The sequence below is a fragment of the Arthrobacter sp. BGA-UO-ETr-C19 genome (assembly GCF_059568005.1).
The window spans coordinates 542,592-569,088 of the sequence record NZ_JCAQPC010000024.1 but is presented as its reverse complement, the minus strand read 5'-3'; the positions used below and the strand labels follow the sequence as shown (position 1 = coordinate 569,088).

The 26,497-nt window shown below is 67.2% G+C and carries 21 protein-coding genes and 2 tRNA genes; 9 read left to right on the top strand and 14 right to left on the bottom strand.

The window, feature by feature from the left end:
* Positions 1-33: 33 nt before the first annotated feature.
* Together AC57BR_RS21495 and AC57BR_RS21490 are read left to right on the top strand one after the other, a co-directional pair.
* A complete protein-coding gene (locus AC57BR_RS21495; RefSeq protein WP_496364298.1) occupies positions 34-1,071 on the top strand; it encodes an ABC transporter substrate-binding protein in 1,038 nt (345 codons plus the stop codon).
* 59 nt (positions 1,072-1,130) lie between these two features.
* Complete coding sequence (locus AC57BR_RS21490; protein ID WP_496364296.1) at positions 1,131-2,051, top strand: TauD/TfdA dioxygenase family protein; 921 nt, start codon at positions 1,131-1,133, stop codon at positions 2,049-2,051.
* A 78-nt stretch (positions 2,052-2,129) separates the two neighbouring features.
* Here the strand turns inward: AC57BR_RS21490 and AC57BR_RS21485 are convergent, their stop codons facing one another.
* From AC57BR_RS21485 to AC57BR_RS21465, 5 genes are all read right to left on the bottom strand, one after another.
* Positions 2,130-3,095 carry an aldo/keto reductase gene (locus AC57BR_RS21485; protein ID WP_496364294.1) on the bottom strand — a complete coding sequence of 322 codons (966 nt, stop codon included), beginning with the start codon at positions 3,093-3,095 and terminating at the stop codon, positions 2,130-2,132.
* A gap of 147 nt (positions 3,096-3,242) precedes the next feature.
* Positions 3,243-4,952, bottom strand: a complete 1,710-nt coding sequence (locus tag AC57BR_RS21480; protein ID WP_496364292.1) for a glycoside hydrolase family 13 protein — start codon at positions 4,950-4,952, stop codon at positions 3,243-3,245.
* A gap of 52 nt (positions 4,953-5,004) precedes the next feature.
* Positions 5,005-5,910, bottom strand: a complete 906-nt coding sequence (locus tag AC57BR_RS21475; RefSeq protein WP_496364290.1) for a carbohydrate ABC transporter permease — start codon at positions 5,908-5,910, stop codon at positions 5,005-5,007.
* The gene (locus AC57BR_RS21470) at positions 5,910-6,857 is read right to left on the bottom strand and encodes a carbohydrate ABC transporter permease (protein ID WP_496364288.1); all 948 of its coding nucleotides are present in this window, start codon (positions 6,855-6,857) and stop codon (positions 5,910-5,912) included. Before AC57BR_RS21470 ends, AC57BR_RS21475 begins: the two co-directional genes overlap by 1 nt.
* 23 nt (positions 6,858-6,880) lie before the next feature.
* The gene (locus AC57BR_RS21465; protein ID WP_496364286.1) at positions 6,881-8,188 is read right to left on the bottom strand and encodes an ABC transporter substrate-binding protein; all 1,308 of its coding nucleotides are present in this window, start codon (positions 8,186-8,188) and stop codon (positions 6,881-6,883) included.
* 229 nt (positions 8,189-8,417) lie between these two features.
* Here AC57BR_RS21465 and AC57BR_RS21460 point away from each other — a divergent pair, with 229 nt between their 5' ends.
* A complete protein-coding gene (locus AC57BR_RS21460) occupies positions 8,418-9,620 on the top strand; it encodes an ROK family protein (protein WP_496364284.1) in 1,203 nt (400 codons plus the stop codon).
* 12 nt (positions 9,621-9,632) lie between these two features.
* On the opposite strand, the gene AC57BR_RS21455 is transcribed toward AC57BR_RS21460, so the two are convergent.
* Genes AC57BR_RS21455 through AC57BR_RS21445 form a run of 3 tightly spaced genes read right to left on the bottom strand, consistent with a single transcriptional unit; the run spans position 9,633 to position 12,478 of the window.
* Positions 9,633-11,204, bottom strand: coding sequence for a Na+/H+ antiporter (locus AC57BR_RS21455; RefSeq protein ID WP_496364282.1), 1,572 nt, complete (start codon positions 11,202-11,204; stop codon positions 9,633-9,635).
* Between the two features lie 5 nt (positions 11,205-11,209).
* Positions 11,210-11,878 (bottom strand): NAD(P)H-binding protein, encoded by a 669-nt coding sequence (locus tag AC57BR_RS21450; protein ID WP_496364280.1) that lies wholly within the window; start codon positions 11,876-11,878, stop codon positions 11,210-11,212.
* A 39-nt stretch (positions 11,879-11,917) separates the two neighbouring features.
* The gene (locus AC57BR_RS21445) at positions 11,918-12,478 is read right to left on the bottom strand and encodes a dihydrofolate reductase family protein (protein WP_496364278.1); all 561 of its coding nucleotides are present in this window, start codon (positions 12,476-12,478) and stop codon (positions 11,918-11,920) included.
* A 297-nt stretch (positions 12,479-12,775) separates the two neighbouring features.
* Here AC57BR_RS21445 and AC57BR_RS21440 point away from each other — a divergent pair, with 297 nt between their 5' ends.
* Positions 12,776-13,465: an HNH endonuclease family protein gene (locus AC57BR_RS21440; RefSeq protein WP_496364276.1), complete on the top strand. Its 690-nt coding sequence runs from the start codon at positions 12,776-12,778 to the stop codon at positions 13,463-13,465.
* Between the two features lie 480 nt (positions 13,466-13,945).
* Here AC57BR_RS21440 and AC57BR_RS21435 read toward each other — a convergent pair.
* The 4 genes from AC57BR_RS21435 to AC57BR_RS21420 form a co-directional block, all read right to left on the bottom strand.
* A tRNA-Met gene (locus tag AC57BR_RS21435) sits at positions 13,946-14,019 on the bottom strand.
* A 61-nt stretch (positions 14,020-14,080) separates the two neighbouring features.
* Positions 14,081-14,152, bottom strand: a tRNA-Thr gene (locus AC57BR_RS21430).
* A 256-nt stretch (positions 14,153-14,408) separates the two neighbouring features.
* Positions 14,409-16,532: a DEAD/DEAH box helicase gene (locus AC57BR_RS21425; protein ID WP_496364274.1), complete on the bottom strand. Its 2,124-nt coding sequence runs from the start codon at positions 16,530-16,532 to the stop codon at positions 14,409-14,411.
* Between the two features lie 426 nt (positions 16,533-16,958).
* Entirely contained in the window at positions 16,959-17,612 is a 654-nt protein-coding gene (locus AC57BR_RS21420) for an MOSC domain-containing protein (RefSeq protein WP_496364272.1), read from the bottom strand.
* Positions 17,613-17,807: 195 nt separating this feature from the next.
* Here AC57BR_RS21420 and AC57BR_RS21415 point away from each other — a divergent pair, with 195 nt between their 5' ends.
* From AC57BR_RS21415 to AC57BR_RS21395, 5 genes are read left to right on the top strand one after another with little or no spacing between them, the layout of a single operon-like run.
* The gene (locus AC57BR_RS21415; RefSeq protein ID WP_496364270.1) at positions 17,808-18,518 is read left to right on the top strand and encodes a Tat pathway signal protein; all 711 of its coding nucleotides are present in this window, start codon (positions 17,808-17,810) and stop codon (positions 18,516-18,518) included.
* 2 nt (positions 18,519-18,520) lie between these two features.
* Entirely contained in the window at positions 18,521-19,741 is a 1,221-nt protein-coding gene (locus tag AC57BR_RS21410; protein ID WP_496364268.1) for a glutathionylspermidine synthase family protein, read from the top strand.
* Positions 19,738-21,261: an APC family permease gene (locus AC57BR_RS21405; RefSeq protein WP_496364266.1), complete on the top strand. Its 1,524-nt coding sequence runs from the start codon at positions 19,738-19,740 to the stop codon at positions 21,259-21,261. Before AC57BR_RS21410 ends, AC57BR_RS21405 begins: the two co-directional genes overlap by 4 nt.
* 52 nt (positions 21,262-21,313) lie before the next feature.
* The gene (locus AC57BR_RS21400) at positions 21,314-22,534 is read left to right on the top strand and encodes an acyl-CoA dehydrogenase family protein (protein WP_496364264.1); all 1,221 of its coding nucleotides are present in this window, start codon (positions 21,314-21,316) and stop codon (positions 22,532-22,534) included.
* A gap of 56 nt (positions 22,535-22,590) precedes the next feature.
* Entirely contained in the window at positions 22,591-24,255 is a 1,665-nt protein-coding gene (locus tag AC57BR_RS21395) for a phospholipase D family protein (RefSeq protein WP_496364262.1), read from the top strand.
* Between the two features lie 14 nt (positions 24,256-24,269).
* Here the strand turns inward: AC57BR_RS21395 and AC57BR_RS21390 are convergent, their stop codons facing one another.
* Both AC57BR_RS21390 and AC57BR_RS21385 read right to left on the bottom strand, forming a co-directional pair.
* The gene (locus AC57BR_RS21390; RefSeq protein WP_496364260.1) at positions 24,270-25,013 is read right to left on the bottom strand and encodes an SDR family oxidoreductase; all 744 of its coding nucleotides are present in this window, start codon (positions 25,011-25,013) and stop codon (positions 24,270-24,272) included.
* Positions 25,010-26,413 carry a glycosyltransferase 87 family protein gene (locus tag AC57BR_RS21385; RefSeq protein ID WP_496364258.1) on the bottom strand — a complete coding sequence of 468 codons (1,404 nt, stop codon included), beginning with the start codon at positions 26,411-26,413 and terminating at the stop codon, positions 25,010-25,012. The genes AC57BR_RS21390 and AC57BR_RS21385 overlap by 4 nt, the downstream gene beginning before the upstream one ends.
* Between the last annotated feature and the right edge of the window lie 84 nt (positions 26,414-26,497).

The following is a 26,497-nucleotide window of genomic DNA, read 5'->3' as shown; positions in this document are numbered from 1 at the left end:
ACCGGCCAACCAACCCCCTGAAGGAACCCCCCAATGAAACGACACCTGACCATCCTGAGTGCTGCGGCCGCCGTCGTCATCGCCCTGACGGTGTCCGGCTGCGGCGGGAGCGCCGCCGGCGATGACACAAGCGGCACCGGCGCCCCCGGTGCCAATGAAGTCAAGGAGCTCCGCTACCAGGGCTGGGCCAACAGCGTCACCCTTCCCGAGCTGGCGCAGGACCTTGGCTACCTGGGCGACGTCAAGCTGAACTGGGTGGGCAACACCATCAGCGGCCCACAGGACATCCAGTCCGCAGCGACCGGCCAGACCGACTTCGGCGGCGCCTTCGCCGGCGCCGTGGTGAAGCTCGTGGAGGCCGGCGCTCCGGTGAAGGCCGTCATCAACTACTACGGCGAGGACAGCAAGACCTTCAACGGCTTCTACGTGAAGGAAGACAGCCCGATCAAGACGGCCCGGGACTTCATCGGCAAGAAGATCGCCGTGAACACCCTCGGCGCACATTCCGAGGCTGTCATCAACACCTACCTCCGCAAGAACGGCCTGAGCGCGGACGAGATCAAGCAGGTCCAGCTCGTGGTGGTCCCGCCGAACGACACGGAGGAAGCCATCCGCCGCGGCCAGGTGGACGCCGGCTCGCTGGGCAGCATCCTGCAGGACAAGGCCGTCGCCAACGGCGGGCTGCGGTCCGTCTTCAGCGACTTTGACCTGTTCGGCACGTTTGCCGGCGGACCCTACGTCTTCCGGGAGGACTTCCTCGCCCAGAACCCCAACACGGTCCGGACCTTCACCACGGGCGTGGCCAAGGCCATCGAGTGGGAACGGGCCACGCCCCGCAAGGAAGTCGTTGCCCGGCTCACCAAGATCCTGAAGGAACGCGGCCGCAATGAGAACCCCGCCGCCCTGCAGTACTGGAAGAGCGTCGGCGTCCCGGCCAAGGGCGAGATCAAGGATGAGGATTTCACCCGCTGGGAGGAGTACCTGAAGTCCGCAGGCATCATCAAGTCCGGCCTGGATACCAAGAAGCTGTACACCAATGAGTTCAACGGACTCCTGACCGATTCAAAGTAGCGCCCGATTCAAGCAACGCCCGATTCAAAGTATCCGCAGCACAAAGTGAGGAAAGTACGATGACTGTCATTACCGAAACCAAGCTCGAATTCTCCAAGCTGGGCTCCCGCATCGGCGCCGAGATCCGGGGCCTCGACCTCAGCGGCGACCTGCCGGCAGAGACCGTTGCACAGATCCGTGCGGCCCTCAACGAGCACAAGGCCCTGGTGTTCCGTGAAGCCAACATCCTCACCGACGAGGCGCAGGTGAAGTTCGCCAGCCACTTCGGCCCGCTCACCAAGGCCCACCCCACCGTGGCGTCCGTGGAGGGCGAGGAGAACGTCCTGCCGGTGGACAGCGAGAACGGTTCGGCCAACAACTGGCACACGGATGTCACGTTCGTGGTCAACCCGCCGCAGGCGTCCACCCTGCGCAGCATCGACCTGCCGGCTTACGGCGGCGAGACGCTGATCGCGTCCTCCGCCGGCGCCTACAGCGACCTGCCGGACGAGCTGCGGAACTTCGCCGACACTCTGTGGGCCATCCACACCAACGACTACGACTACTCGGTGCCCAAGAACCTGGAGCACGCCAATGCCGAGGAACGCCGCAAGGAGTTCACCCGGCTCAAGTTCGAGACGGCCCACCCCGTGGTGCGGGTCCACCCGCTGACCGGCGAGCGCGGATTGTTCATTGGGGGCTTCGCGCAGCGCCTGCGGATCGTGGGTCTGTCCAACACCGAGTCCAGGGACATCATCCGCCTGCTCCAGGCCTACGTAACCCGTCCCGAAAACGTGGTCCGCGTGAACTGGGAACCCAACCAGCTGGTGCTCTTCGACAACCGGATCACCCAGCACTACGCACCGGACAACTACGACGGGCAGCCGCGCAAGCTCAACCGCGTCACCATCGCCGGTGACATCCCGGTGGGCGTGGACGGCAAGCCGAGCCAGGCCCTGAAGGGTGATGCCTCCACCTACTCGGAGATCGCCCCGCTCTAGAGCGCTTCCGTCCCAAGTAGGTCGCAGCAGATGGCGTTTTGAGCACTCAGAACACCGTCAGCTGCGACCTAGAGGGGTTTAGGGGATGTTGCTGCCCCGGGCCGTGACCCACAGCCGGTACCACTCGGCCCGGGTCATGGTCTCGGCCGCGCGGGCGGCCCCGGCGCACGCACGGATCCGGTCCGGGTTGGCGGAGCCGATGACCGGCGCGATCCCGGCCGGGTGCTTCATGAGCCATCCCAGCAGCACCGCCTCCACGGTGGTGCCGTTCTCCCGGGCCATCTCCGCCAGCAGCGCGGCTGTGGCGCTTTCGGCCGGCGTGGGCCGCTCGGGCGGGTTGCCGGTGTAGTGGCCGCGGGCCAGTGCGCCGTAGGCCTGCAGCGTGATCCCCTGCCGGGCACAGTACTCCAGGGTCCCGTGCGGAAAGCTGTAGCCGTGGGCATCGGGATGGTTTACCAGCACACTGCTCTCCAGCCAGTCGCGCTTGAGCAGGCTGAGCTCCAGCTGGTTGGCCACCACTGGGGTCTCGAGGCTGTCCTGCAGGAACTCGATCTGGGCGGCGGACATGTTGGACACCCCCAGCGCGCGCACCTTGCCTTCCGCCATCAGCTTCCCGACGGCGGCCGCCACCTCCGCGGGGTCCATCAGCGGATCCGGGCGGTGCAGCAGGAGGATGTCCACGTAGTCAGTGCGCAGGCGTTCGAGGCTGCCGTTCACGCGTTCGATGATGGCGTCCGCGCTCAGGTCGTAGTGGGTTTCCAGTCCCCGCTCGTTCAGCCGGATCCCGCATTTGGTCTGCAGCTGGATGCGCTCGCGCAGCCCGGTGGTGCCGGCCAGGACCTCGCCGAAGACGGCTTCCGCTTTTCCGTGCCGGTAGATGTCGGCGTGGTCAAAGAGCGTGACGCCGATGTCCAGCGCCGCATCAATGGCCTCAGCCGCGGCCTCGACGTCGGTGATTTCGTGGGGTTCAGTCGACCAGTCCCCGCCCAGGCCCATGCAGCCGTAGAGCGGCCGGCCGTATCGTGCTGCAGTCTGTTCAGTCATGGCATCACTCTTTCATTTGTTCCGGGCTGCGCACAGATCCCGACCGCGCACAGAGGCCGGGCCGGTACGCGGGAGGGCGGTTAAACGGGCCCGCTGGCGCACCCCGGTCAGAAACCGGGGTCCGCCAGCGGCATGTCAGCCAGTGGGTCAGCGCAGCCAGGCCGTGGTGTTGCCCGGCAGCTTGCCGCCTTCCAGCGGTGCGCTGCTCACCAGCACCGTGCCCGCGGGAAGGTCGACGGCGGTGTCCCCGAAGTTGGTCACTGCCTGCCAGCCGCCCGGGCGGCTGAAGTGCAGGACGTCCGGGTTTCCGGTTTCGATCCATTCCAGCTCTTCCGCGGCCTGCAGCTCGCGGCGGAGCTTCAGGGCCGTGCGGTAGAGCTCGAGCGTGGAGCCCTGGGTGCCGTCCTGCGCCTCAACGGCGTAGCTGCTGAACCAGTCGGGCTGCGGCAGGTGAGCGCCGCCGTCGCCGAACCCGAAGGACGTGCCCTCCACGGACCACGGCAGCGGCACGCGGCAGCCGTCGCGGCCCACTTCCACTCCCCTGTTACGGAAGAACGACGGGTCCTGCCGTTCGGATTCCGGGATGTCCGCCACTTCCTGCAGGCCCAGTTCCTCGCCCTGGTACAGGTATGCGGAGCCGGGCAGCGCGAGCATGAGGAGCGTGGCGGCGCGGGCGCGGCGCTTGCCGAGCTCGACGTCGAGATCCTCTTCCGGTCCGCCGGCCAGCAGCCAGGCCTTGCCGTCCTGGCCCTTGGCGTGCTTGCCCTTGGAGCCCTTGGGCAGGCCGTAGCGGGTGGCGTGCCGGACGACGTCGTGGTTGGAGAACACCCAGGTGGAGGAGGCGCCGGTGGCTGCGGCCTCGGCCAGGTTGCGGGTGATGATCTCGTGGAATTCCTCGGCGTCGAAGTCCGCCTGCAGGAGGTCGAAGTTGAACGCCTGGCCCAGGCCCTCGGGGCTGGCGTAGCGGGCCCGGCGGGTGGCGTGTACCCAGGCCTCGGCGACGGCGGTGCGCGGCGGGTTGTACTCGTTGAAGACCTCGCGCCATTCGGCGTAGACCTCGTGCACCTCGTCGCGGTCCCAGAACGGGTGCGACCCGTCGTCGAACCCGTCCGTGCCGGTGTTGGCGGCGCTCAGCTCCAGCTTTGACAGCAGCGGTTCGGTGAGGTCCTTGGTGAGGGCGTGCGCCACGTCAACGCGGAACCCGTCCACGCCGCGGTCCGACCAGAAGCGCAGGGTCTTGAGGAAGTCGTCGCGGATTTCCCGGTTGGCCCAGTTCAGGTCCGGCTGCTCCTTGGCGAAGATGTGCATGTACCACTGGCCGGGGGTGCCGTCAGGTTCGGTGATGCGCTCCCAGGCGGGCCCGCCGAAGACGGAGTCCCAGTCCGACGGCGGGAACTCGCCGTTGGGGCCTTTGCCGTCCCGGAAGATGTAGCGGTCCCGGGCCGGGGAGCCCTTCGGGGAGGCCAGGGCTTCCTTGAACCATTCGTGCCGGTCCGAGGAGTGGTTCGGGACGATGTCGGCGATCAGCTTGATGCCGGCGGCGTGGAGGGCGTTGGCCATCTCATCGAAGTCCTCCAGGGTGCCGAGCTTCGGGTCCACGTTGCGGTAGTCATCCACGTCGTAGCCGCCGTCGGCGAGCGCCGAGGGGTAGAACGGGCTGAGCCAGACGGCGTCGATTCCGAGCGCCTTCAGGTACGGGACCTTGGCCGTGATGCCCTTGATGTCGCCCAGGCCGTCGCCGTTCGAATCGGAAAAGCTGCGGGGGTAGATCTGGTAGACGGACGCCTGGCGCCACCAGTTCGGATCGGCCAGGCGGTCGGAATCGGAAAGGGTTGCCAGCGTGGCGGTGGTGGACAAGGGATGATCCTTTTCTTGTGGTTGGGGTTGTTGCTGGACTGGTTTGATGGGTCTATTTGACGGCCCCGCGCATGACTCCGGACAGTACCCAACGCTGGGCCAGGATGTAAACCACCAAGGTGGGTGCCATGGCCATCAGGTAGGAGGCGAACGCGAGGCTGTAGTTGGTGTTGAACTCACCCTGGAAGAGCATCTGCACCACGGGGAGGGTCTGCAGGGCGGGGTCGGCGATCATCATCTGCGGCAGCAGGAAGTCGTTCCATGAGCCGAGGAAGGCGAAGATGCCCACGGTGGCGTTCATGGGGGCCAGCAGCGGGAAGATGATCCTGCGGAACACCTGCCAGGTGGTGGCGCCGTCGAGCCGGGCTGATTCCTCGAGCTCCACCGGTATGGAGCGGACGAAGGCGATGTACAGCAGCGTGTTGAACGAGATGCCGCCCAGCACGTGCAGGAACACCACGCCGCCGGGGTTATCCAGCCCGAGCAGGGCCGTCTGCTTGATCAGGGGCAGGATGATCACCGGGAACGGGATGAACATTGCCGAGAGCAGGTACACGAAGGAGCCCCGGAAGAACCTCCGGTTCCAGTTCCTGGCGATGGCGTACGCCACCAGCGAGCTGCACGCCAGGGAACCAAGGACGCTGAGCACGGTGACGAACGCCGTCGACATGAACGCCCGGGGGAAATTGGTTGCCACGTAGGCGGCGGCGAAGTTCTCCCAGTTCACCGGGCTGGGCCATTCCAGTCCCGTGCCGGTTCCGATCTGGTCCGCGGACTTCAGTGCCATGGCCACGGTGAAGTACAGCGGGAGCAGCACGGTCAGGGAAGCCACCAGCATCAGGGCGGTGAGCCACCAGTTGACCTTGTAGCCCTCCCGGCCGGAGCGGTTCCTCCGGCGGAGTCCGGGGCGGTCTGGATCGTGTGAGGTGCGGCGGGCGGTAAGCGGAAATGCAGTCATTAGAGTGAAACCCCCCGGCGCTGGATGAGGCGCAGCTGGATGACGGAGATCAGCAGGGTGATCAGGAAGTAGATGACCGCGTTCGCCATCTGGTAGGAGTAGTCCCCGCCGGTGAAGCCGGAGAAGATCCGCATGGCCACGGACTGGGTGGCCATGCCCGGCCCGCCGCCGGTGAGGCCCACGATGATTTCATAGGTTCCCAGGAAGCCCTTGAAGCCGAGGATCACGTTGATGACGAGGTACCCGAGGATGAGCGGCAGCGTCAGGCTGCGGAACTGCCGGAAACTGCCGGCGCCGTCGAGGTCCGCCGCTTCGTACACCTCGGACGGGACGCTCTGCAGTCCGGCCAGGTAGATGATGGTGGCGCCGGGAGCCGCCTGCCAGACCGTGACCAGCACGATGGCAAGCCATGCGTAGTTCTCGTTGGCAAGGATGCTCGTTGCCAGGGGCGTCACGCCGAAGCTGTCCGCCAGCACGGGCAGGGTGTTGGAGAACAGGTAGTTGAACACGAAGGACACCACCAGGGCGGAGAGCACCATCGGGATGAAGAAGACGGTGCGGATGCCGGTGCGCCACTTGATTTTGGCGTTCAGGCCGAGGGCGATCGCCAGTGCCACGACGTTGACCACCACGGTGGTGGTCAGGGCGAAGACGAACGTGAAGATGTAGGACTGCAGGATGGCCGGGTCTTTGAAGATGTTGACGTAGTTGGACAGTCCGATGAACTTCCAGTCGCCGTACCCGGCGTAGTTCGTCAGGCTGAAGAACACGCCCACGAGTGCCGGCAGGGTGATGAAGAAGGCGAACAGCGCCAGGACCGGCACCACCATCCAGTAGTACGCGGGATCGATCATGTTCTTGGACCTGCCGGCACGCAGCGAGGCCTTCGGGGGAACGGTCGACGTGGCGGGCGGGGTTGCCTGCGCCGTCTCTGAGGTTGTAGTCATGGGAGCTCCTGGATTCGGGCGGGTCAGACCGCGGTGCGCTCGGCGACCCGGCGCCATTCGTCGTCGAGGGCGGTAAGGAACTGCTCGCCGTTCTTGCCGTACACGAAGGACTGGATGTAGTTGTTAAGCGGTACCGACGGCGGGAAGTAGGTGGTTGCCCCCTGGTAGTACCGCCCCTCCCGCACCGAGGCGGCCAGGCCCGTGATCTGGGGATTTTCGACGGCGGGAGCTTCCTTGAGCGGCGAGAACGCCGCGTTCTTCTCGTTGTAGGCGTTCACGACGGAGGGGTCCAGCAGGTAGCTGACGAACCGACGAGCCGCGGCCATGTTCGGCGTGTTGCGTGTGATGGACAGGGCCATGTCCACGTTGACCCGGGCCTTGGTGTCCGCGGGGTTGTCCGTGACGGGCAGCGGGAAGCTGCCGAGCCTGACGTCCTTGTTGGCGGCCACCAGCTGGGACAGCGCCCACGGGCCCTGCAGGTACATGGCCGCCTGGCCCTTGGCGAATGCGGCATTGCCGTCCGCGTAGTTCTTGCTCGTGGCGCCTTTCTGCGAGAAGGCTGCCAGCTCGAGCATCCTGGGCAGGACCGGGCCGAAGTTGCTGGTGAACGATTCTTTGGCGTCTTCCCTGATGGCAGCGCCCTTGGCGGTGAGCTTCGCGAAAAAGCCGCCGACGTCCAGGGAACCGCCCGCGACGTAGTCGAACATGCCCTGGCCGAGAGTCCAGCTGTCCTTGAAGGTGCCGTAGACAGGGGTGACGCCGGCAGCCTTGAATTTCTCGCAGGCCGCGGCGAATTCGCCCCAAGTGGTGGGGACGGACACGCCCCGGGCCTCGAAGATGTCCCGGTTGTAGATGACCCCGGCGGCTGCCAGGGAGAACGGGAGGGCGCTGGTTTCGTGCCCGTTGTACTGTCCCCAGGAACTGACCAGGTCCTGGACCTTGGGGTCGATCGTGGCCGCAGCGGGCAGGTCCGAGAGGTCCGCGAACACGCCCTTGCGGACGAAGTCGGCGGTGGCCTGCGCGAAGCCGCGGGTCACGACGTCGGGAGGATCGTTGCGGACCAGGCCGGGAACGAAGTTGCCCTCATTGAAGTCCTGGATGACGCGGATGTCCGGGTTGAGTGCCTCGAAGTCCTTGATCACCTGGTTGAAGTAGGCCACCACCTCGGGCTTGTTCTGCATGAAGCGCAGAGTGGTGACGCCGTTCTGGCTGCCCGGCACCGAGCCGCAGCCTGCCAGCGGAAGGACAGCTGCAGCGCCGGCGAGGCCGGCCGCCTTGAACAGCGCGCGGCGGCTGAGAGGAGTCTCGCGGCTGAGCGGGGTTGCGTTCACAGTGCGGAGGCCGGGGCGGCGTGCTGGCAGGTGGCGCGGCGTTGCGGATTGCGGAGTTGGCGGTGTTTCGAGGGGCTGTTCACAGTTGCTCCTTTGCAAAAGGCTGAGGAAAAAGCTGGAAAGAGAATCCCGTGGCCGGCGGCCGTCCGGCCCACGTGGTGAGTTTATATGGAATCTAAATTTAGTTCCTCAAGTATTATGTGGGGCAGAGCACAAGGAGGTCAACACCATGTCCGAAATGACGGCGGCCACGCCCCAACTGCTTCGCCGCGTGAGCGCCGGAGCGGTCCTGGATTTCATGCGCGCCTCGGGTGCGGTGACGGTTACCGAGGTCATCCAGGCCACCGGCCTGACCCGGGCCACCGCCATTGCCGTGTGTGAGGACCTCATGCAGCGCGGGTGGATCACCGAGCTGGAGAACCAGCGCGCCTTTGGCGGCTACCAGAAGGGACGGCCCGCCCGCCGGTTCGAACTCAACGAGCGGGCAGGCTACGTCCTGGGAATGGACGTGGGCTTCTCGAAGGCGACGGTGGTGGTGTCCGATCTTCGCGGCAAGGCGCTGGGACGGGCCAGCCAGCCGTTCGAGATTGAGGACATCTCCGCCGAGGAACGCGTTGCGGTCATTGACCGGGCCGCCGCAATGGCGCTGCACAGTGTGGGGGCCTCCCCCGACGCCGTGCTGGCCGTGTGCGCCGGCATCGCCGCCCCGGTGGACCGGAACGGCAACATCCTGGCGGCCCAGCATTTCTGGGGGCTGTTCGACGTCGGGCTCAAGCCCGCACTGGACAAGCTGCACGGATGGACGGTGCTGCTGGAGAACGACGCCAACCTCGCTGCCCTCGGCGACCGGTGGCGGGGCGCGGCGGCGGGCGTGGACGACGTCGTCGTGATCCTGGCCAGTGAACGCTTCGGTTCGGGCGTCATTGAAGACGGCCGCCTGCTGCACGGGAGCGGCGGCGGCGCGGGTGAACTCGCGTACCTGGACCTGGTGGAGGGCGTGGGCGACACCTATGGCATCGCGACGCTGGCGCGGGACTGGGCTGCGGAGGCGCTTGAGGGCACTGCCGAGACGTCCCTCCGCGAACACGCGGCAACGGGGGCCGAAGCGGAGCACGTCTTTGCCGCGGCAGCTGCCGGGGACGCGGAGGCCCTGAAGATCCTTGACCGGCTGGCCGACAGGATGGCCCGGGTAATCGGCTCGGTGGCCACCATGATCAACCCCGAGCTCGTGGTGATCGGCGGTGCCGTGGCCAACTCTGCGGGGGTCCTGCTCGAGCCTATTGCGGCCCGGCTGCCGGAGTTCACCGCCACCCCGCCGCGGGTGGCGGTCTCACCGCTGGGCGATTCCATCGTCACCGTGGGCGCGGTCCGGCGGGCCCTGGACTACGTGGAGACGAACACCCTGGACCTGGAGCTGAACGTCCCGGCCTAGCCGGCATGATCCCTACTCCGGCATGATCATGGTCCGCAGGTCGAGCTGGCGCAGCACCCTGTCCGCCACCTCGGGATCCATGTCCGGCTCACTGCGGGCTGCGACGACCTCCTGCCGCGCGGCGTCCAGGGCGATGGTCTGGACCGTGATGGCCAGCTCCCGGCCCCGCTCACGCTTCTCGGCGAGGCTCTCGTTGCGGAGGCTTCCGTCCAGCAGCTCGGCATGGAGCCGGGTCATCTTCTCCTTCACCAGCGCCACCTTCTCCGGCGGCAGCTCCTTCACGAGCTCGTGGTCCTTCAGCGCGGCCACCGCGGCCGCCTGGGCACGGCGGGCCAGCAGCCGGGCCGCATCGCGCTCCTCCGTGCCGTCCTGGGACGCCTTCAGGACCTTCATCAGCCACGGCAGGGTCAGCCCCGGCAGCACCAGCGTGGCCAGCAGCACCGCACACGCCGTGACAAGCACCTGGTCACGCGCCGGGAACGGCGTGCCGTCGGCGAGCGCAACCGGGAGTGCCAGCGCCAGGGCCAGGGTGGCCAGCCCGCGCATGCCGCACCAGGTCAGGATCAGGACCTCTTTCGCGGAGGTCGGCTGCAGCAGGTTCTTCCGTTTGCGGGCGGACACGGCCAGCAGTCCCAGCCAGCCGAACCGCACTGCGAACACCAGGACGCAGACCACGACGGCGGTCCCCGCCATCCCGAAGATCGCGGAGCCTTCCGCCCGGACAACATCCTGGATCTCGAGCCCCACGAGCCCAAAGGCAAGCCCAGTCACCAGCAGCTCCACGACGTCCCAGAAGGCGGTCCGGGTCACCCGCTCGGCGGCGTCCTGCGGGCGCGTGTGCCGCTGCATCTCCAGGGCGGTGACCACGACGGCGATCACGCCTGAGGCGTGGAATTCCTCCGCGAGGATGTAGGCGGCAAAGGGCACCACCAGGGTCACGGCACTGCGGGCCACCATGGATGCCACCAGCCGGGTGATCAGCGACGTCAGCCAGCCCATGGCAATGCCGACCACGACGGCAAGTGCCGCTCCCACGACGAACTTGAGGACGACGTCGGGCCCTATCCTGGTGCCGCCGACAGCGGCGGCAACGGCTGCCTGGAAGATGACAATGGCGGCGGCGTCATTGAAGAGCCCTTCGCTCTGAAGCACCGTGATCAGGCGCCGGGGCATGTGCACGCGGCCGGCCACAGACTCCACCGCAACGGGATCCGGCGGTGCCACCATGGCTCCCAGTGCGATGGCGGCCGGGATGCCGATCCCCGGAATCATGATCCAGGCGGCGCCCGCGACCACGGCAGTGGAGATGACCACGAGGGCCACGGCGAGCAGGATAAGGGTCCTCCACCGGACCCGGAAGACGGCCCAGGAGCTCCGCTGCGCAGTGGCGAACAGCAGGGGCGGGAGGAAGATCGGCAGGATCAGCTCCGGCGGAATCTCGATGTCCGGGAAGCCCGGGATGAATGTCAGCGCCACGGCCAGGAGCAGCATCAGGACCGGATAGGGCAGCCGCAGCCGGTCCCCGAGGCCTACGGCCACCACGGTGGCGAGCAGGAGCCCGATGATGAGTGCCAGCTGGTCCACGGGCTTTAGCTGCGCTGCTGCAGGGCGTCCAGCGCGGCCGCCACCGGCTGCTTGCCGTCGCGGAACTGGATGGTCCGGCCTGCGGTTCCCGGCAAGTCCAGCACCGCGGCGGCAACGATGGCCACGTTGGCGCGCGACGTCTGTGTGCCGGAGCTGGCGTCATCGGGGTTCACCTCGATCAGCCCGTTCCCCGGCCCCTCGGTCAGCGACCCTGGCCCCAGGATGGTCCATTCAAGCTCGGTCCCGCGGAGGTACTCGTCGGCGGCGGCCTTGGCCTCGGCGTATGCGTGGAAGCTGTGCCCCTCGGGAACCCCGTGGTCCGGTCCAGCGCCGAAGTAGGACACCATCACGTAGCGCCCGACGCCGGCCTCCGCGGCGGCGTCCATGGAGCGGATGGCGGCGTCGCGGTCCACCGCATACGTGCGGGCCGGGTTCCCTCCCCCGGCGCCGGCTGACCAGACCACGGCGTCGTGGTTCCGGAGGGCATCGGTGATGTCCGCCGTCGTCGATTTTTCTATGTCAAGGACCGACGGCGTCGCACCGGTGGCGGCGACCTCCGCCACGTGGTCCGGGTTGCGGATGAAGGACGTGACACTGTGCCCCTGTTCCGTAAGGAGAGCGGACAGATGCAGGGCCACCTTGCCGTGGCCGCCAATGATTGCGATACGGGTCATGTCCCCATTGTGTCCCAAACCTGTGCCCCAGCCGGGCCATCACGTCCGGTTGGCGTAGCGGAGGAAGACCGTGCCGTTGCCGAACCGCCGCTCCTCCAGCAGCTCCAGCGGGAGGTGGACGTCGTCCGGGAGGAAGCGCTTGCCGCCGCCCACTGCTACGGGCGTGAGGAACATTTGGAACTCGTCCACCAGCCCGGCGCGGATGGCTGACGCGGCGAGGTCGGCGCCGCCCACGGCCAGGTCCCGGCCGGCCTCTGCCTTGAGCCGTCCGACGGCGTCGGCGTCGAACTCCCGCTCGATCCTGGTCCTGGCGGTGGTCACATCCTGCAGGGTGCGGGAGAAGACCACCTTGTCCGCTGCCTTCCAGAGGTCGGCAAAGTCCCGGATGTAGCCGGGTATCTCGCCGAAGTCCTCCGGATGCTCCCAGACGGCCATTACTTCGTACATCCGGCGCCCGAGCAGGTAGGTGCCCGCCGGCCGCTGCAGGTCGTTGACGAAGGAATGCACCTCGGCGTCCGGCTCCGCCCAGTCGAAGTTGCCGTCCCGGTCCGCGATGTACCCGTCGAGGGACATGAGTCCTGAGTAGATCAGTCTGGCCATGCCGGCTCCTGTTGTCCGCTGCGGTGTGTAGTCCGACCTTAGGTTCATGCCACCGGGATGACAACGGTTCCGCGGGTTCCGGGGCCATCCGCAGCGTTGCCACAGGATTGCATCAAGACCTGATCAAGGACTCGGTTCTCCCCTGTTCCGGCTGGCATGCTGGTTGACGCATCAAGCAACTCGTACCGTTCCAGGAATCGTCATGGGGGAATCAAGCCGCTAGGCACGTCCAATCACGCAGGCCCGATTGCGCACAGGGGACCGTTCACCGGGCCGTTCAAAGAGGCCCGACGCCGGGTGGTGGCCATCACCGCGTCCGTCACGTCCGGCCTTTGGGTCCGGTCGCTGTCGGCCGCCGCCGTGGCCGCCGGCCTGCTGCTCACCGGTTTGGCAGTCCCCGCCGAGGCTGCGACCTACTATTCCGCACCTCTGCGCACCGCCGCCCGTGCCCTCACGGTGGCCGCGGAGAACAACGCCGGCTACGACCGGACCCGCTACTTCGGCACCTGGCAGGACACCAACCGCGACTGCCAGAACACCCGGGCCGAGGTCCTGCTGCAGGAGGCGAAGGTGGCCGCGACGTACACCACCGCGCGCCGGTGCACCGTGCGCACGGGCCGCTGGGTGACCAGGTGGGACAACCGCACGCACACCCTGGCGTCAGCCGTGGAGATCGATCACACCGTGCCCGTCCATGAGGCGTGGGGTTCCGGTGCCCGCTACTGGTCGCAGGCACGCCGGGTGGCGTTCTACAACGACCTCGGCGACGGCCGGTCCCTGAACGCGCAGACGGCGGCACTGAACTCCGCCAAGCAGGCCAAGGGCCCGGAGGCCTGGATGCCGCCGGCGAACCGCTGCGAGTACATCGGCAACTGGATCGCGGTGAAGATCCGGTGGGGGCTGCGCGTGGACAGTGCCGAGAAGGCAGCCCTGATCCGCTACGCCGGCTCGTGCCCGAACGTGCGCATCAGCGTCACCAAGGCTTAAGCCTGCGCGGGAGCCCCGCAGTTAAATAGCCCCGCAGCCAAATAGCCCCGCACCGCCGCAAAGGCGGTGCGGGGCTATTTCGTCAGGCCTCGAACGGTAGCCAGGGCAAGGAGCCCTGCGCGGGCGGCCGCGATCCGCCCCAGATTCAGAAGCGCACGGCGGTCCACGCCGCCTTCACCAAACCACTCCACTGTGTTCCCCCCCCACGGCATCATTCTGCGGCCGGGGTGTGCACCCCGGCCGGTAATGCTGCCGAGCCTAAGAAACTTGAAATTAGGCTCTCCTGATTGGGGGTGGCACAAGCTTTTGCGTCGCGGAGCCAGTCCAAGATGGGGCACTTCGACACGGGACACGCCGGCCGCCGTCGTAAATTTCGACGCCGACTCCGCCAAAGTGCCCCACGACGGCTCGGGCTGGGGACGCCATTACCCAAAAACAAAAGCAGGCCAGGGGCTGAATGCCTCTGGCCTGCAGATTCTGTAGCGGTGGGGAGGCTCGATCTCCCGACCTCACGATTATGAGTCGTGCGCTCTAACCAACTGAGCTACACCGCCACGAATGAGAAAAACCTGTGTCAAGCCGGTCAAGACCGCCTTGACACAGGCCCTCATTCCGAGCCCCCCACCGGAATCGATCCGGTGACCTCGTTCTTACCAAGAACGCGCTCTACCACTGAGCTAGGGGGGCAACGAGTAAATACTCTACCGGAAGATTTCACACTCAACAAATCGGCGGCGGCACGGGGTTCCATGGGTCGAAAAACCGCGGAAATACGGGCCTGGAGCGGGCTGCTGGCCACTTTTGGAAGCCCCTGCAGGACCTTTCGGGGCGTAGATGTGACGAAGCGTACACGCGGGCAGGTGGAACGGCCTTAAACAGAAACAGGCCGGCTGGTCAGCCGGCCTGTTTCTATTCGGATGCTTGGTTCATCACCAGACGGTGGTTACCACTTGCCCTTGCGGTTGAAGTCGCGGTGGCCGCCCTCGTTGCCGTGGCGCGGCTTGCGTGCGCCATCACCGTGGCCGCCGAAGCGGGAGTCGCTGGACTGACCCCGGTCGCCGCCGAAGCCGCGCTCGGAACGCTCGCTGTACGAGCGGCCGCCACGGTCAGCGGAGGAACGCTCGCCGTCATTCTTGCGGAACTCCTTCTTGAAGCCCCCGCCGCCCTTGAAGTTGCCGCCGCGGTCGCCGCCACGGTTGCCCTGGTAGCCGCCACGGTCACCGGAAGGCTTGCGGCCGGAGTCCAGCTCGAGGTGGATCAGCTCGCCACCGATCCGCGTGCGGGACAGGGCCTTCAGCTGATCGGGGCTCAGGTCGGCCGGGAGCTCCACGAGCGAGTGGTCCGAGCGGATGTCGATGCCGCCGATCTGCGACGAGGAAATGCCGCCCTCGTTGGCAATGGCGCCCACGATGGAACCCGGCATGACGCGCTGGCGCCGTCCGACGGCGATCCGGTAGGTGGCGTTGCCCTCAGTGAGGGCACGGGTCGGACCGCGTGAGCCGAAGCCGTCCTTGGACCGTTCGCGCTTCTGGTACTCCGGGGCAGCAGGCAGTTCCTTGACCAACAGCGGCTGGCCGCCTTGGGCCATCACGGCCAGTGCCGCAGCGATTTCTGCTGCCGGCACGTTGTGCTCTTCCTCGTAGGACGCGATCAGGTCACGGAATGCCGCCACGTCTTCGGACTCGAGCGTCTCGGTGATGCGCTCGGCGAACTTGCCCAGACGCAGCGTGTTGACGGTCTCTGCGGTGGGCAGGTGCATCTGCTCCACAGGCTGGCGGGTGGCCTTCTCGATGGAACGCAGCAGGTACTTCTCGCGCGGAGTCATGAACAGGATCGCGTCGCCGGACCGGCCGGCACGGCCGGTCCGGCCGATGCGGTGGACGTAGGACTCGGTGTCGTGCGGGATGTCGTAGTTGACCACGTGGCTGATGCGCTCGACGTCCAGGCCACGAGCGGCCACGTCGGTGGCAACCAGGATGTCGATGCGGCCTTCCTTGAGCGCGTCAACGGTGCGTTCGCGCTGCTGCTGCGGGATGTCGCCGTTGATGGCGGCAGCCTGGAAGCCGCGGGCGCGCAGCTTGTCGGCGAGGTCCTCGGTAGCCATCTTGGTGCGTACGAACGCGATGACGCCGTCGAACTCTTCGACCTCGAGGATGCGGGTCATGGCATCGAGCTTGTGCGGGCCCATAACCTGCAGGTAGCGCTGGCGGGTGTTGGCGCCGGTGGTGGTCTTGGACTTCACCGAGATCTCGGCCGGGTTGTTCAGGTACTGCTTGGACATCCGGCGGATCTGGCTCGGCATGGTGGCGGAGAACAGTGCCACCTGGCGGTCCGACGGGGTCTGCTGGAAGATCTGCTCCACGTCTTCGGCGAAGCCCATGCGGAGCATCTCGTCGGCCTCGTCCAGCACCAGGTACTGCAGCTCGGACAGGTCCAGGGAGCCCTTGGCAATGTGGTCGATCACTCGGCCGGGAGTACCGACAACAACCTGTGCACCGCGGCGCAGGCCGGCGAGCTGGGGGCCGTAGGCGGAGCCGCCGTAAACGGGGAGGACGGTGAAGTCATCGATGTGCTTGGCGTAGGAGGTGAAAGCCTCGGCAACCTGGAGCGCGAGCTCGCGGGTCGGAGCCAGGACCAGGGCCTGCGTCTTGCGGGACGGGCCGTTGAGGTCGTGGAGCTCGGCCAGGCGGGACAGTGCCGGTACTGCGAATGCTGCAGTCTTACCGGTGCCGGTCTGGGCGAGGCCCACGACGTCGCGGCCTTCAAGCAGCAGCGGGATGGTTGCTGCCTGGATGGGTGAAGGCTTTTCATAGCCGACGTCCTGCAGCGCGGCGAGGACGCGGCCGTCGATGCCGAGATCGGCGAAGCGGACGCCTTCTTCTTCCGCCTCAGGGGCGGGGGCTGCGGCCTCGGCGGCCTCGGCTGCGGGGGCTGCGGCCTCGGTGGGTTCGGCTGCGGGGGCTGCGGCCTCGGTGGGTTCGGCTGCGGGGACAGCAGCCTCGGTGAATTCAACGTTGGCGGTTTCGGCGGTTGCCGTCTGGTTGGCGTTGTCGTGATTTTCGGGCATAGGGAAAAATTCCTCATCCATAGGGGGCCAGGCGGCACAACCCGAGGTGAGCGGAGCCGCAGTACATGTGCCGTGGGCGCCGGGCATTCATTGACCGGCCGGTCACTAGAAGTCCGGCGCTTTCGCAATCCCGTGGCAGGACTTCACACTGCATCTCTTGGCTGCTATCCCAGCAGTCTGTACAGCGTTTTCTTCAGCCGGCTCTCCCTATGAAACTGCCCGCATCACATTTGCGGGCCCCAACACTTGCCAGTCCTGCCTCAAAAATTGGGCAGGAATAAGGGATTTCCGGAGTGGGGGATATCTCTAGTGTAGGGCATGACCCCGCATGTGGACGAACCGAGGGGTCAGCAGGGGCGGTGAGCTTACGCACACAAGGCCTTTCTGCAGAAAACGCGGCAGGGCCGCCGGGCCAGCTCCGCCGTGCTAGCGGCCGATGTGGCGGAGCATCGTCTCGAACCGGTCGTGGTACTCGGGCTGCAGCCGGATTTCGCCGTCGGCCTCGGCGTCGCGCAGTGCCTCAAGGGCGTCGACGTCGGGCTCGCTGAACCAGCGGCCGATGGTCACCCCGTGCTTGGGCACGAAGAGCCGGTGGATGTGGTCGCCCGCCTGCACCGAGCCGGTCTTGATGACCCGCAGGTAGGCGCCCACCCGGCCTTCCGACGTGAAGCGCTTGACCCACTGGGCTTCGTCCATGCGCCGCTGGAAGGTGGCGCACGGAACACGCGGCGAGGTGACCTCAACCTCAACGTCCAGCCCGATCCGCCAGCGTTCACCGATGACGGCGCCCGTGGTCTCGATCCCTGCGACGCGCAGGTTCTCACCGAAGGTCCCTGGCGGCAGTTCGCGCTGCAGTTCTCCGATCCAGTAGTCGGCGTCGGTCTGGGAATAGGCGTACAGCGCCTGGTCCTCTCCCCCGTGGTGGATGCGGCTGGCCTGGATGTCGCCGTGCAAACCGAGCTTGTGCACCTTCACCGGCCCGTCCACGGGCCGCTTGTCGATGGCCGTGACGCCCACACTTCCCTCGTCCGGAAGGAGCTGGTGGACCCGGCAAACGGCAAGAAGAGTGGCTGTGTGCATGGCACCAGTCTAGGTTCTCGGCCTGACCAGCGCTTTTGGTATTTCCGCCGCACGGCCGGGAGTGGAAATTTATTCACCGCAGCACGCTCCAGCCACTAGGCTTGCTGCAGTATTTACCGGCTGGACGGACAGCCGGTTCCGCCGGCCGCGGCCTAGCGTTCCGGCCACCAACAGCATGGAGCAGCAGGGGGAACCATGGACCCGGAGAAGGACCCGAGCAAGGACGCTGACGGGGGCCGGAACGACGACAGGTCCCGCGGGGACGCCCTGCCCGGCGGTCCGGCGAAGCCGCCGCCATGGCAGGTGCCCAAGCCTGAGCTCCACCCCGAACTGCTGACCCCCGGCACGCCCGGAGAGGAAAGCCGCGGAAAGCCAGGCAAGGGAAAGCCAGGCAACCGAAAGCCCAGTGCGGAAACCCCGGGCAGTGAGACCCCGGGGGAAACCCAGAATCAAACGGGATTCCCCCAGCCCAGCCCAGTCTTCGATCCGTTCGCGCGTGACCGTGAGCGCGATGCGGCAGCCCGGAAGAAACGGTCGCAGCGCCGCACGGTGGTGGTGGGCCTCGGCGTTACGGCGCTCCTGGCCGGCACGATCACGGCGATCGTGGCGAGCAACGAGCAGGACCCTGACTACGCCCAGGTCTGCTTCAACGAGCAGACGGGCGAGCGCGTTGAGGACACCCAGTGCAACAGCTCGGCCGGACGCGGGGGCGCCCTCTACGCCTGGTACTTCTATGCGCGCGGGGCCAGCGTCCCGGGCATCGGCCAGAACAGGACGGCCTACCCGAACTTCACCCGGACGGTGCCGCAGGGGGCCAAAACGGCCACGGGCTACACCAGCAAGGGCGGCACGGTCAGCAGGGGCGGCTTCGGCAGCAGCTCCAAGGGCGGAAGCACGGGAGGCTAGGCGTGAAGCGGTTACTCTCGGAGCCCCGGCCGGACTGGAAGCAGAAGATTGAAGAGCAGGGCCTGGTGTTTTCCACCACCACCCTGCCCGGCGGCAAGAAGATCGAGTACTGGAACGAGGCCGCCTACTACGAATTCACCATGGACGAGGTGGAGGCGCTGGAGGTCACGGCCGAGGACATGCACAGGATGTGCCTGGAGGCCGCGAAGTTCCTGGCCACGGGCGCCATGGGCCCCATCGGCATCGGCCCCCAGGCGCTGGAGCTGGCCGCCGAGTCGCTGCAGGCCGGGGACCAGGACATCTACGGCCGCTTCGATTTCATCTATGACGGCCAGGGCGGCGCCGCCAAGATGCTGGAGTACAACGCGGACACCCCCACCGGGCTGATTGAGGCCGCGGTGGCCCAGTGGTTCTGGCTGCAGGACGTCTTCCCGGAAAAGGACCAGTGGAACGGCATCCACGAGGCATTGATCCGGCAGTGGAAGAAGCTGCAGTACCGCACGGGGATGAGCACCCTGCATGTGGCCCACTCCGAGGCCGAGGAGTCAGGCGAGGACTGGATGACGGCCGCCTACATGCGGGACGTGGCCAGCCAGGCGGGGTGGACCACCATCGGCATCAACATGTCGGACATCGGCTGGGACCCGAACCTGAAGCGCTTCGTGGACATGGACAACTTCATGATCAGCACCATCTTCAAGCTCTACCCGTGGGAGCTGATGATGAAGGAGCCGTTTGGCCACCGGCTGCTGCAGCGCTCGCACAATCCCCGTTGGGTGGAGCCGGCCTGGAAAATGCTGCTCTCCAACAAGGCGCTTCTGGCCGCCCTGTGGCACCTTTACCCGGACCATCCGAACCTGCTGCCCGCCTACCTCAATGATCCGGGCCCGCTGCGGGAGTGGGTTGCCAAGCCGCTGCACGGCCGCGAAGGCGACAACATCCGGATCCACGCCGAGGGCATCAGTTTGGAGAAGCCCGGCGGGTACGGCCGCGAGGGCTGGTGCTACCAGCAGTACCACCCCCTCCCGGACTTCGACGGCAGCCATCCGGTCCTGGGCCTGTGGGTGGTGGACGGCGAATCGGTGGGCTGCGGCATCCGCGAGTCCGACGGGCCGGTCACCGACTATTTCTGCCGCTTCGTCCCGAACACCATTGACGCGCCGGCGCCGCTGAGCGTCCAGGCGGCACAGGCCAACGCGAACAAGGCAGGTATAGCCCTATGAGAACCCGAACGACGACGGCGGCCGGCGGCGCCGGGGGCCAGCCCGGCGGTGCCGTCCCCGGCAAGGGACTCCGCGCCGGCATCCTGGACCTTGGCGACTCCGTGATGCTGGGCCTCGCCTCCACCGCTCCGGTGTACTCGCTTGCCGCGACGCTGGGCCTGATTGTGGCGGTCAACGGGAACTACACGCCGCTGATCCTGGTCCTGGGTTTCATCCCGGTACTGTTCATCGCCTACGCCTTCCGCGAGCTCAACAGCGCCATGCCGGACTGCGGCACCACGTTCATCTGGGCCCGCCGGGCCTTCGGCCCGTGGGCGGGATGGCTGGGCGGCTGGGGCATGGCCCTGGCCGGCGTCGTGGTCCTGGCCAACCTGGCGCAGGTGGCGGGCCAGTACCTCTGGCTCCTCATCGGCGACGGGTCCCTGGCGGGGAACAAGGCGGTGGTGACGGCCACCGGTGTCGTTTTCATCGCCTTCATGACCCTCGTGAACTACCGCGGGATCAGGCTCGGCGAGCACGTCCAGCGGACCCTGACGTACGTGCAGTACATCTCGCTGGGCATTTTCGCCGTGGCGGTCATCCTGCGCATCGCCGGCCTGACCGGCGGGGCGCCGGCGGGCCAGCCGTTCGACGTCGAATGGTTCAACCCGGCCGGAGCGTTCGCCGACCCCGGCGCGGTGGTCCACGGCATCCTGCTGGCCCTGTTCATCTACTGGGGCTGGGACACCTGTCTGGCGGTTAACGAGGAAACCGAAAACCCGGCCACCACCCCGGGCCGCGGGGCGGTCATCTCGGCATTCGTGCTGGTGGCCATCTACGTCTCCGTGGCGCTGCTGGTGATGATGTACTCGTCCGTGGGAACAGAGGGAATCGGGCTGGCCAACGCCGACAACCAGGACGACGTGTTCCTGGCGATGAAGGACGTGGTGCTGGGTCCATGGGGCTGGCTGATCGTGGTGGCGGTGCTGGCATCCGTGCTCTCCTCCACCCAGACCACCATCCTGCCCACAGCCCGCGGCACCCTGTCCATGGGCGTCCACCGGGCCCTGCCGCCGAAGTTCGGCGAGGTCCACGAGCGCAACCAGACCCCAGGCTTCTCCACCCAGGTCATGGGCGCCGCCGCCATCGTGTACTACGTGGCCATGAGCTTTCTCAGCGAGAACCTGCTGTCCGATTCCATCAGCTCCATCAGCCTGTTCATCGCCTTCTACTACGCCCTCACCGGCTTTGCCTGCGCCTGGTACTTCCGGGACACCCTGCGTGCGTCTGCCCGCAACCTGTGGTTCCGCGGAATTCTCCCGCTGCTCGGGGCGCTGCTGCTGACCGCGGCCTTCTTTATCTCTGCGGCGCAGATGTGGGATCCGGCCTACGGGAACACGCAGATCTTCGGTGTGGGCGGGGCCTTTGTCAGCGGAGTGGTGCTGCTGGCCCTGGGCGTGGTGCTGGCCGCGGTCTGCCGGTTTCTGCCGTCAACCCGCGGGTACTTCCTCGGCGGGACGCGGGTTCCCTCGGACCGGTAGAAAGCGGCCGGTAACCCGCGGCACGGGATCACAGGGCACGTAGGATGCTGCAATGAGCAATGACGCCCTTGATCCTGCGGAAGCTTCGGCCGAGTACGGTCTCCCGGACCCTTCGGATGTTTTAGCCCTGGATTCCCTGCTGACCCCCGATGAGCTGGCCCTGCGGCAGCGGATCCGGGACTTCACCGACCAACAGATCCGCCCCGACATCGCGGACTGGTACGAGCAGGGTGTCTTCCCTCTGCACCTGCCCGCGCAGCTGGGCGAGCTGGGCGTCCTGGGCATGCATCTGGAGGGCTACGGCTGCCCCGGCCGCTCCGCCGTCGAGTACGGCCTTGCCGCGATGGAGCTGGAGGCCGGGGACTCCGGAATCCGCACGTTCGTCTCGGTCCAGGGTTCACTGGCGATGACCGCCATCCACAGATGGGGATCCGAGGACCAGAAACAGGAGTGGCTCCCCCGGATGGCCGCCGGCGAGCTGATCGGCTGTTTCGCGCTGACCGAGCCGACGGCGGGCTCTGACCCGTCGTCGATGACCACCACCGCGCGGCAGGACGGGACCGGCGAGGACGCCGGCTGGGTCCTGGACGGCGCCAAGCGCTGGATCGGTCTCGCCTCCGTGGCCGACGTTCTGGTGGTCTGGGCAAGGACCGACGACGGCGTCCGCGGCTTCCTCGTGCCCGCCGGCACGGCGGGCGTCACCGCCACGCCGATCGGGCAGAAACTGTCCATGCGCGCGTCGATCCAGTGCGATGTGACGTTCGACGGCGTCCGGCTGGGTCCGGAGGCGCTGCTGCCGGGTGCCATGGGACTGAGCGGCCCGTTCAGTTGCCTCAACGAGGCCCGGTACGGCATCGCTTGGGGTGCCATGGGCGCTGCCCGCGACTCCTACGAGGCGGCGCTGCGGTATTCGATGGAGCGCCTGCAGTTCGGCAAGCCGCTGGCCGGGTACCAGCTGACGCAGGAGAAGCTCGTCAACATGCTGCTCGAGGTTCAGAAGGGCACCATGCTCGCCTTGCACCTGGGCCGGCTCAAGGACTCCGGGCGGCTCCGCCCGGAGCAGATCTCGCTGGCCAAGCTGAACAACGTCCGCGAGGCCATCAAGGTGGCGCGGGAAGCCCGGACCATCCTGGGCGGCAACGGCATCACGCTCGACTATTCTCCCCTGCGGCACGCGGCCAACCTCGAGTCGGTGCGCACCTACGAAGGAACGGACGAGGTGCACACCCTGATCCTCGGCCAGCACATTACGGGCCTCCCGGCGTTCCGGTGAGCGCCCGGTTGGTGTGGCTCTCGCCCCGGCCGCATGGCCGAGAGCATACTGGGCACATGGCTGACGCTGACGATTTCCCGGCCTTGGGAAGGACCGAGGAACATCGGGTGGACAGTAGTGCTGGTGCCTGGTTCTTGAGTGGTGCTGAGCGGGGGAATTCAGCCACCGTCGTGCACGCGGGCGATGCGGGATCGCCGTCCTGGTCGGAGGGAAACCTCGTGCGGCCCCTGATTCATGGGGCCACCTACTTCGCGCGCCTGCATGAGGAGCTGTCGGCCCTGCAGGCGGGAGACCGTGTGTGGTTCACCGACTGGCGTGGCGATTCCGACGAGCGCCTGACGGCGGACGGACCGGCGATCGGTGAGTTGCTGGCGCAGTTAGCCGAAGCGGGGGTGGAAGTGCGCGGCCTGATTTGGCGATCCCACGGGGAGCGCGTGTCGGCCCCGATGAGCTGGCGCTCCAACGAGCTCCTCAGCCGCCGCATCAACGACGCCGGCGGGGAGGTGCTGTTGGATCAGCGTGTGCGCCTCTTCGGCTGTCATCACCAGAAATTGGTCGTCATCCGTCGGCGTGATGACCCTTCGCGGGACGTCGCCTTCGTGGGCGGGATCGACCTTTCGCACAGCCGTCGGGACGATGCCGATCACGGAGGCGACCCGCAGGCGGTGACCATGGATTCCCGCTACGGGCAACGACCTCCGTGGCACGATGCCGCACTCGAACTGCATGGCCCGGTTGTGGCAGATGTGCTGGAATTGTTCGCCGAACGGTGGAATGACCCCCATCCCCTGGACCATCGCACACCCTACCGGATGTTGCTGCAACGTCTGGCCGATATGCCCCGGCACCCCGAACCGCTCCCCGCCGCTGCGCCGCCACCGCCACCTGCGGGACCTCATGCCGTGCAGCTGCTGCGCACCTACGGCATGAAGCACCCGCCGTTCCCGTTCGCGCCCAGCGGTGAGCGGAGCATCGCCCGGGCCTACACGAAAGCCTTCGCCCAGGCCCGCTCGCTGATCTACATCGAGGACCAGTACCTGTGGTCGGAAGAGGTCGCAGCCGGAATCGCAGCGGCACTCGAACGTAACCCCGAGTTGAACGTGATCGCCGTCGTGCCCCGCTACCCGGACTCTGACGGTATTCTCGGAGGGCCGCCCAAGCGGGTCGGGCAGATGCGTGCCATCAGCAGGATGCGCCGAGTTGCGCCCGACAGGGTTGGGATCTTTGACCTGGAGAACAGCGCCGGAACTCCGATCTATGTCCACGCCAAGATCTGCATCATCGACGACATCTGGTTCACCTGCGGATCGGACAACTTCAACCGCCGGTCATGGACCACCGACAGCGAGCTCACCTGCGCCGTGATCGACACTTCTGCCAGCCATGGGGAACCACGAGCCGCAGACACGGGCCCCGGCGGTTCCCAGCCGCTGGCCTACGGGCTGCGGCTCCAGCTCTGGGCCGAACACCTTGGCCTGGACCAGAGTGACCCTCGGCTCCACGCCCCGGCGGCCGGGCTCAAACTCTGGAACGCCGCCGCCGACGCTCTGGACCAGTGGCATGAAACAGGCCGCCACTCGCTCCGTCCCAAGGGGCATGTGCGGCACCACACTACAGAGCCCGTGCCGCCCCTTCAGCGTCTCTGGGCCGAAGCTGCAAACCGCCTAGTAGTGGACCCGGACGGCCGCCCGCGCCGGATGCGCGGCACTACCCCGTTCTAGGCGAGCAAGTAGCCTCAGGCCGAGAACCCGCCGTCGGCCTTGATGAGCTGGCCTGACACCCAGCGGCCGGCCGGGGACAGCAGGAAAGCTACCGTTCCCGCGATGTCCGCGGGGGTGCCCAGCCTGCCGCCGGGCTGGTGCCGGGCCAGCCCTTCGCGGGTCTCGTCATCCATCCAGCCGGTGTCCACGGGCCCCGGATTCAGCACATTGGCGCTGATGCCCCGCGGCCCGAGTTCCCGCGCGGCGGCGATAACGATCCGGTCCAGTGCCCCCTTGGACGCGCCGTACGGCAGGTTGAACGCTGTGTGGTCACTGGTCAGGGCAACGATCGCACCGCCGTCGTCCGCTGCCTGCTGCGCGAAGGCGCGGATCAGCTGCCAGCTGGCCCGGGTGTTCACGGCGAAGTGCCGCTCGAAGCTTTCGAGGGTGGTGTCCAGGATGCCCGAGTCGACGGATTCGGCGTGGCTGAGCACCATCCCGTGCAGTGTTCCTGCCTGAGCGGCCACCTCCGCCATTAGCCGGTCCGCGGCACCCGGGTCCTGAAAGTCCGCGGGCAGCGCCATCACCCTGGAGCCGGTGGCCTCCAGTTCGGCGGTGAGCCGGGCGACGTCGTCCGGCTGGATTCCCCAGGGCATGCGGGCGTCGTAGTCCTGCCAGAAGGTCAGCACCAGGTCCCAGCCGTCGGCAGCCAGCTGGCGGGCGATCCCCGCGCCGATTCCGGCGAGGCGGCCGACGCCGGTGACCAGTGCGGTGCTCATTCCGCCGGCTCCGCCACGGCAGCGCGCCGGAGGACCACGAGCCAGCACACCATGATCGCGAGCGCGCAGAAAACCCCGGCGCTGGACGCCATGATCCACGGCACCGGCGTCTGAAGGTCAAGGTTTTCGGCGCCCAGGGCGGTGCCGATGGTCTTCGGCGAGAACAGGAACACCACTGTGGACACGCCCAGGACGGCCCCCATCACCCAGCGCGACAGCCGGTGCCGCCGCGGAGTTTCGCGCAGCGTCCACGCGAACGCCGGAAGCACTGCCGCCATCCAGACCCAGTGGTGCGACCACGAGACGGGGCTGACCAAGAGCATGGTGAGTGCCGTGGCGCAAATGGCCACCACTCTGGCGCCCTGGCTGCTGGCGGTCCTGATGACGGCTGCGCCCAGACCCACAACGAGCAGGCCCAGGAGCAGCCAGGGCACGTTGACGGCATCCGGCGGAACCCCGAAGTGGAGCAGGGCGCCTTTGATGGAGAGGTTGTCCACGTAGCCGGCGCCGCCGATCCGGGACGTGTCGGGAAGAATCTCCAGCCAGAAGCTGAGTGACTCGGCCGGGCGGAGTACCCAGCCGAGCAGCACGGTGAAGGCAAAGCCGGCGCCCATGTTCAGCAGCCCGCGCCAGTCCTTCCGCACCAGGAAATACAGGCCGAAGACCATGGGCGTGAGCTTGATGCCGGCCGCCACGCCCACCAGGAAGCCGCTGCCGGGGACGCCGTTCCGCCAATGCGGGCTGCGGGTCAGCAGGTCCGCCGTCATCAGTCCCAGCAGCAGGATGTTGATCTGGCCGAAGACCAGGGTTTCGCGCCACGGCCCCAGATTCAGGACAGCCAGGAAAAGCACGATGGCCCCCAGCCGGTTGAGCGCGGACCGGAAGGTCGGGGCGGCAAAGGTGCTGCGCCAGCTGGGCTTGCTGTTCCAGTAGCGCACGCCGAGCGCCGCCACCCAGGCGGCCACCGCCACGCCGGCGGCGTTGAACAGCAGCAGCGCGGTGGCCTGTGGCAGGTTGGCTAGCAAGCTGAAGAGGAGTGCCGCGAACGGCGGGTAGGTGAACGGCAGTTCCGGCCCGCCTGCCCAGTTCACCGTGGGTTGGTAGAGGCCCGACGGCGACAGGCCGGCGTCGTTGAGGATCTTGCCGCCGTACCAGTAGACGCTGAAGTCCAGGCCCTTCTCACCCCACGCCTCCAGCCGGGACGCGACGAAGACGGCTGCGGCGAGCACCGCAAGAAGGACAACCAGTTCGACGGCGGCCAGTGCGGGCCAGCCGCCGCTGAGCCGGAGCCCCGAAGGCAGCCGCTGTCCGGAGAGCCGCCGCGGTTCGGCTGTCTGATCCGGCCCTCCGCGACTCCCGGCGGGGCTGTCGTTCTTTGTTCGGGCAGTAAGCAGTGCCATTCGGTGTCCCCCAGCTGTAGTCCGGCAATGTGCGCCTCCGGTACGCGTAGCGCGTTCTGCCGCAAGACCCGCGCCCGAGGGGCG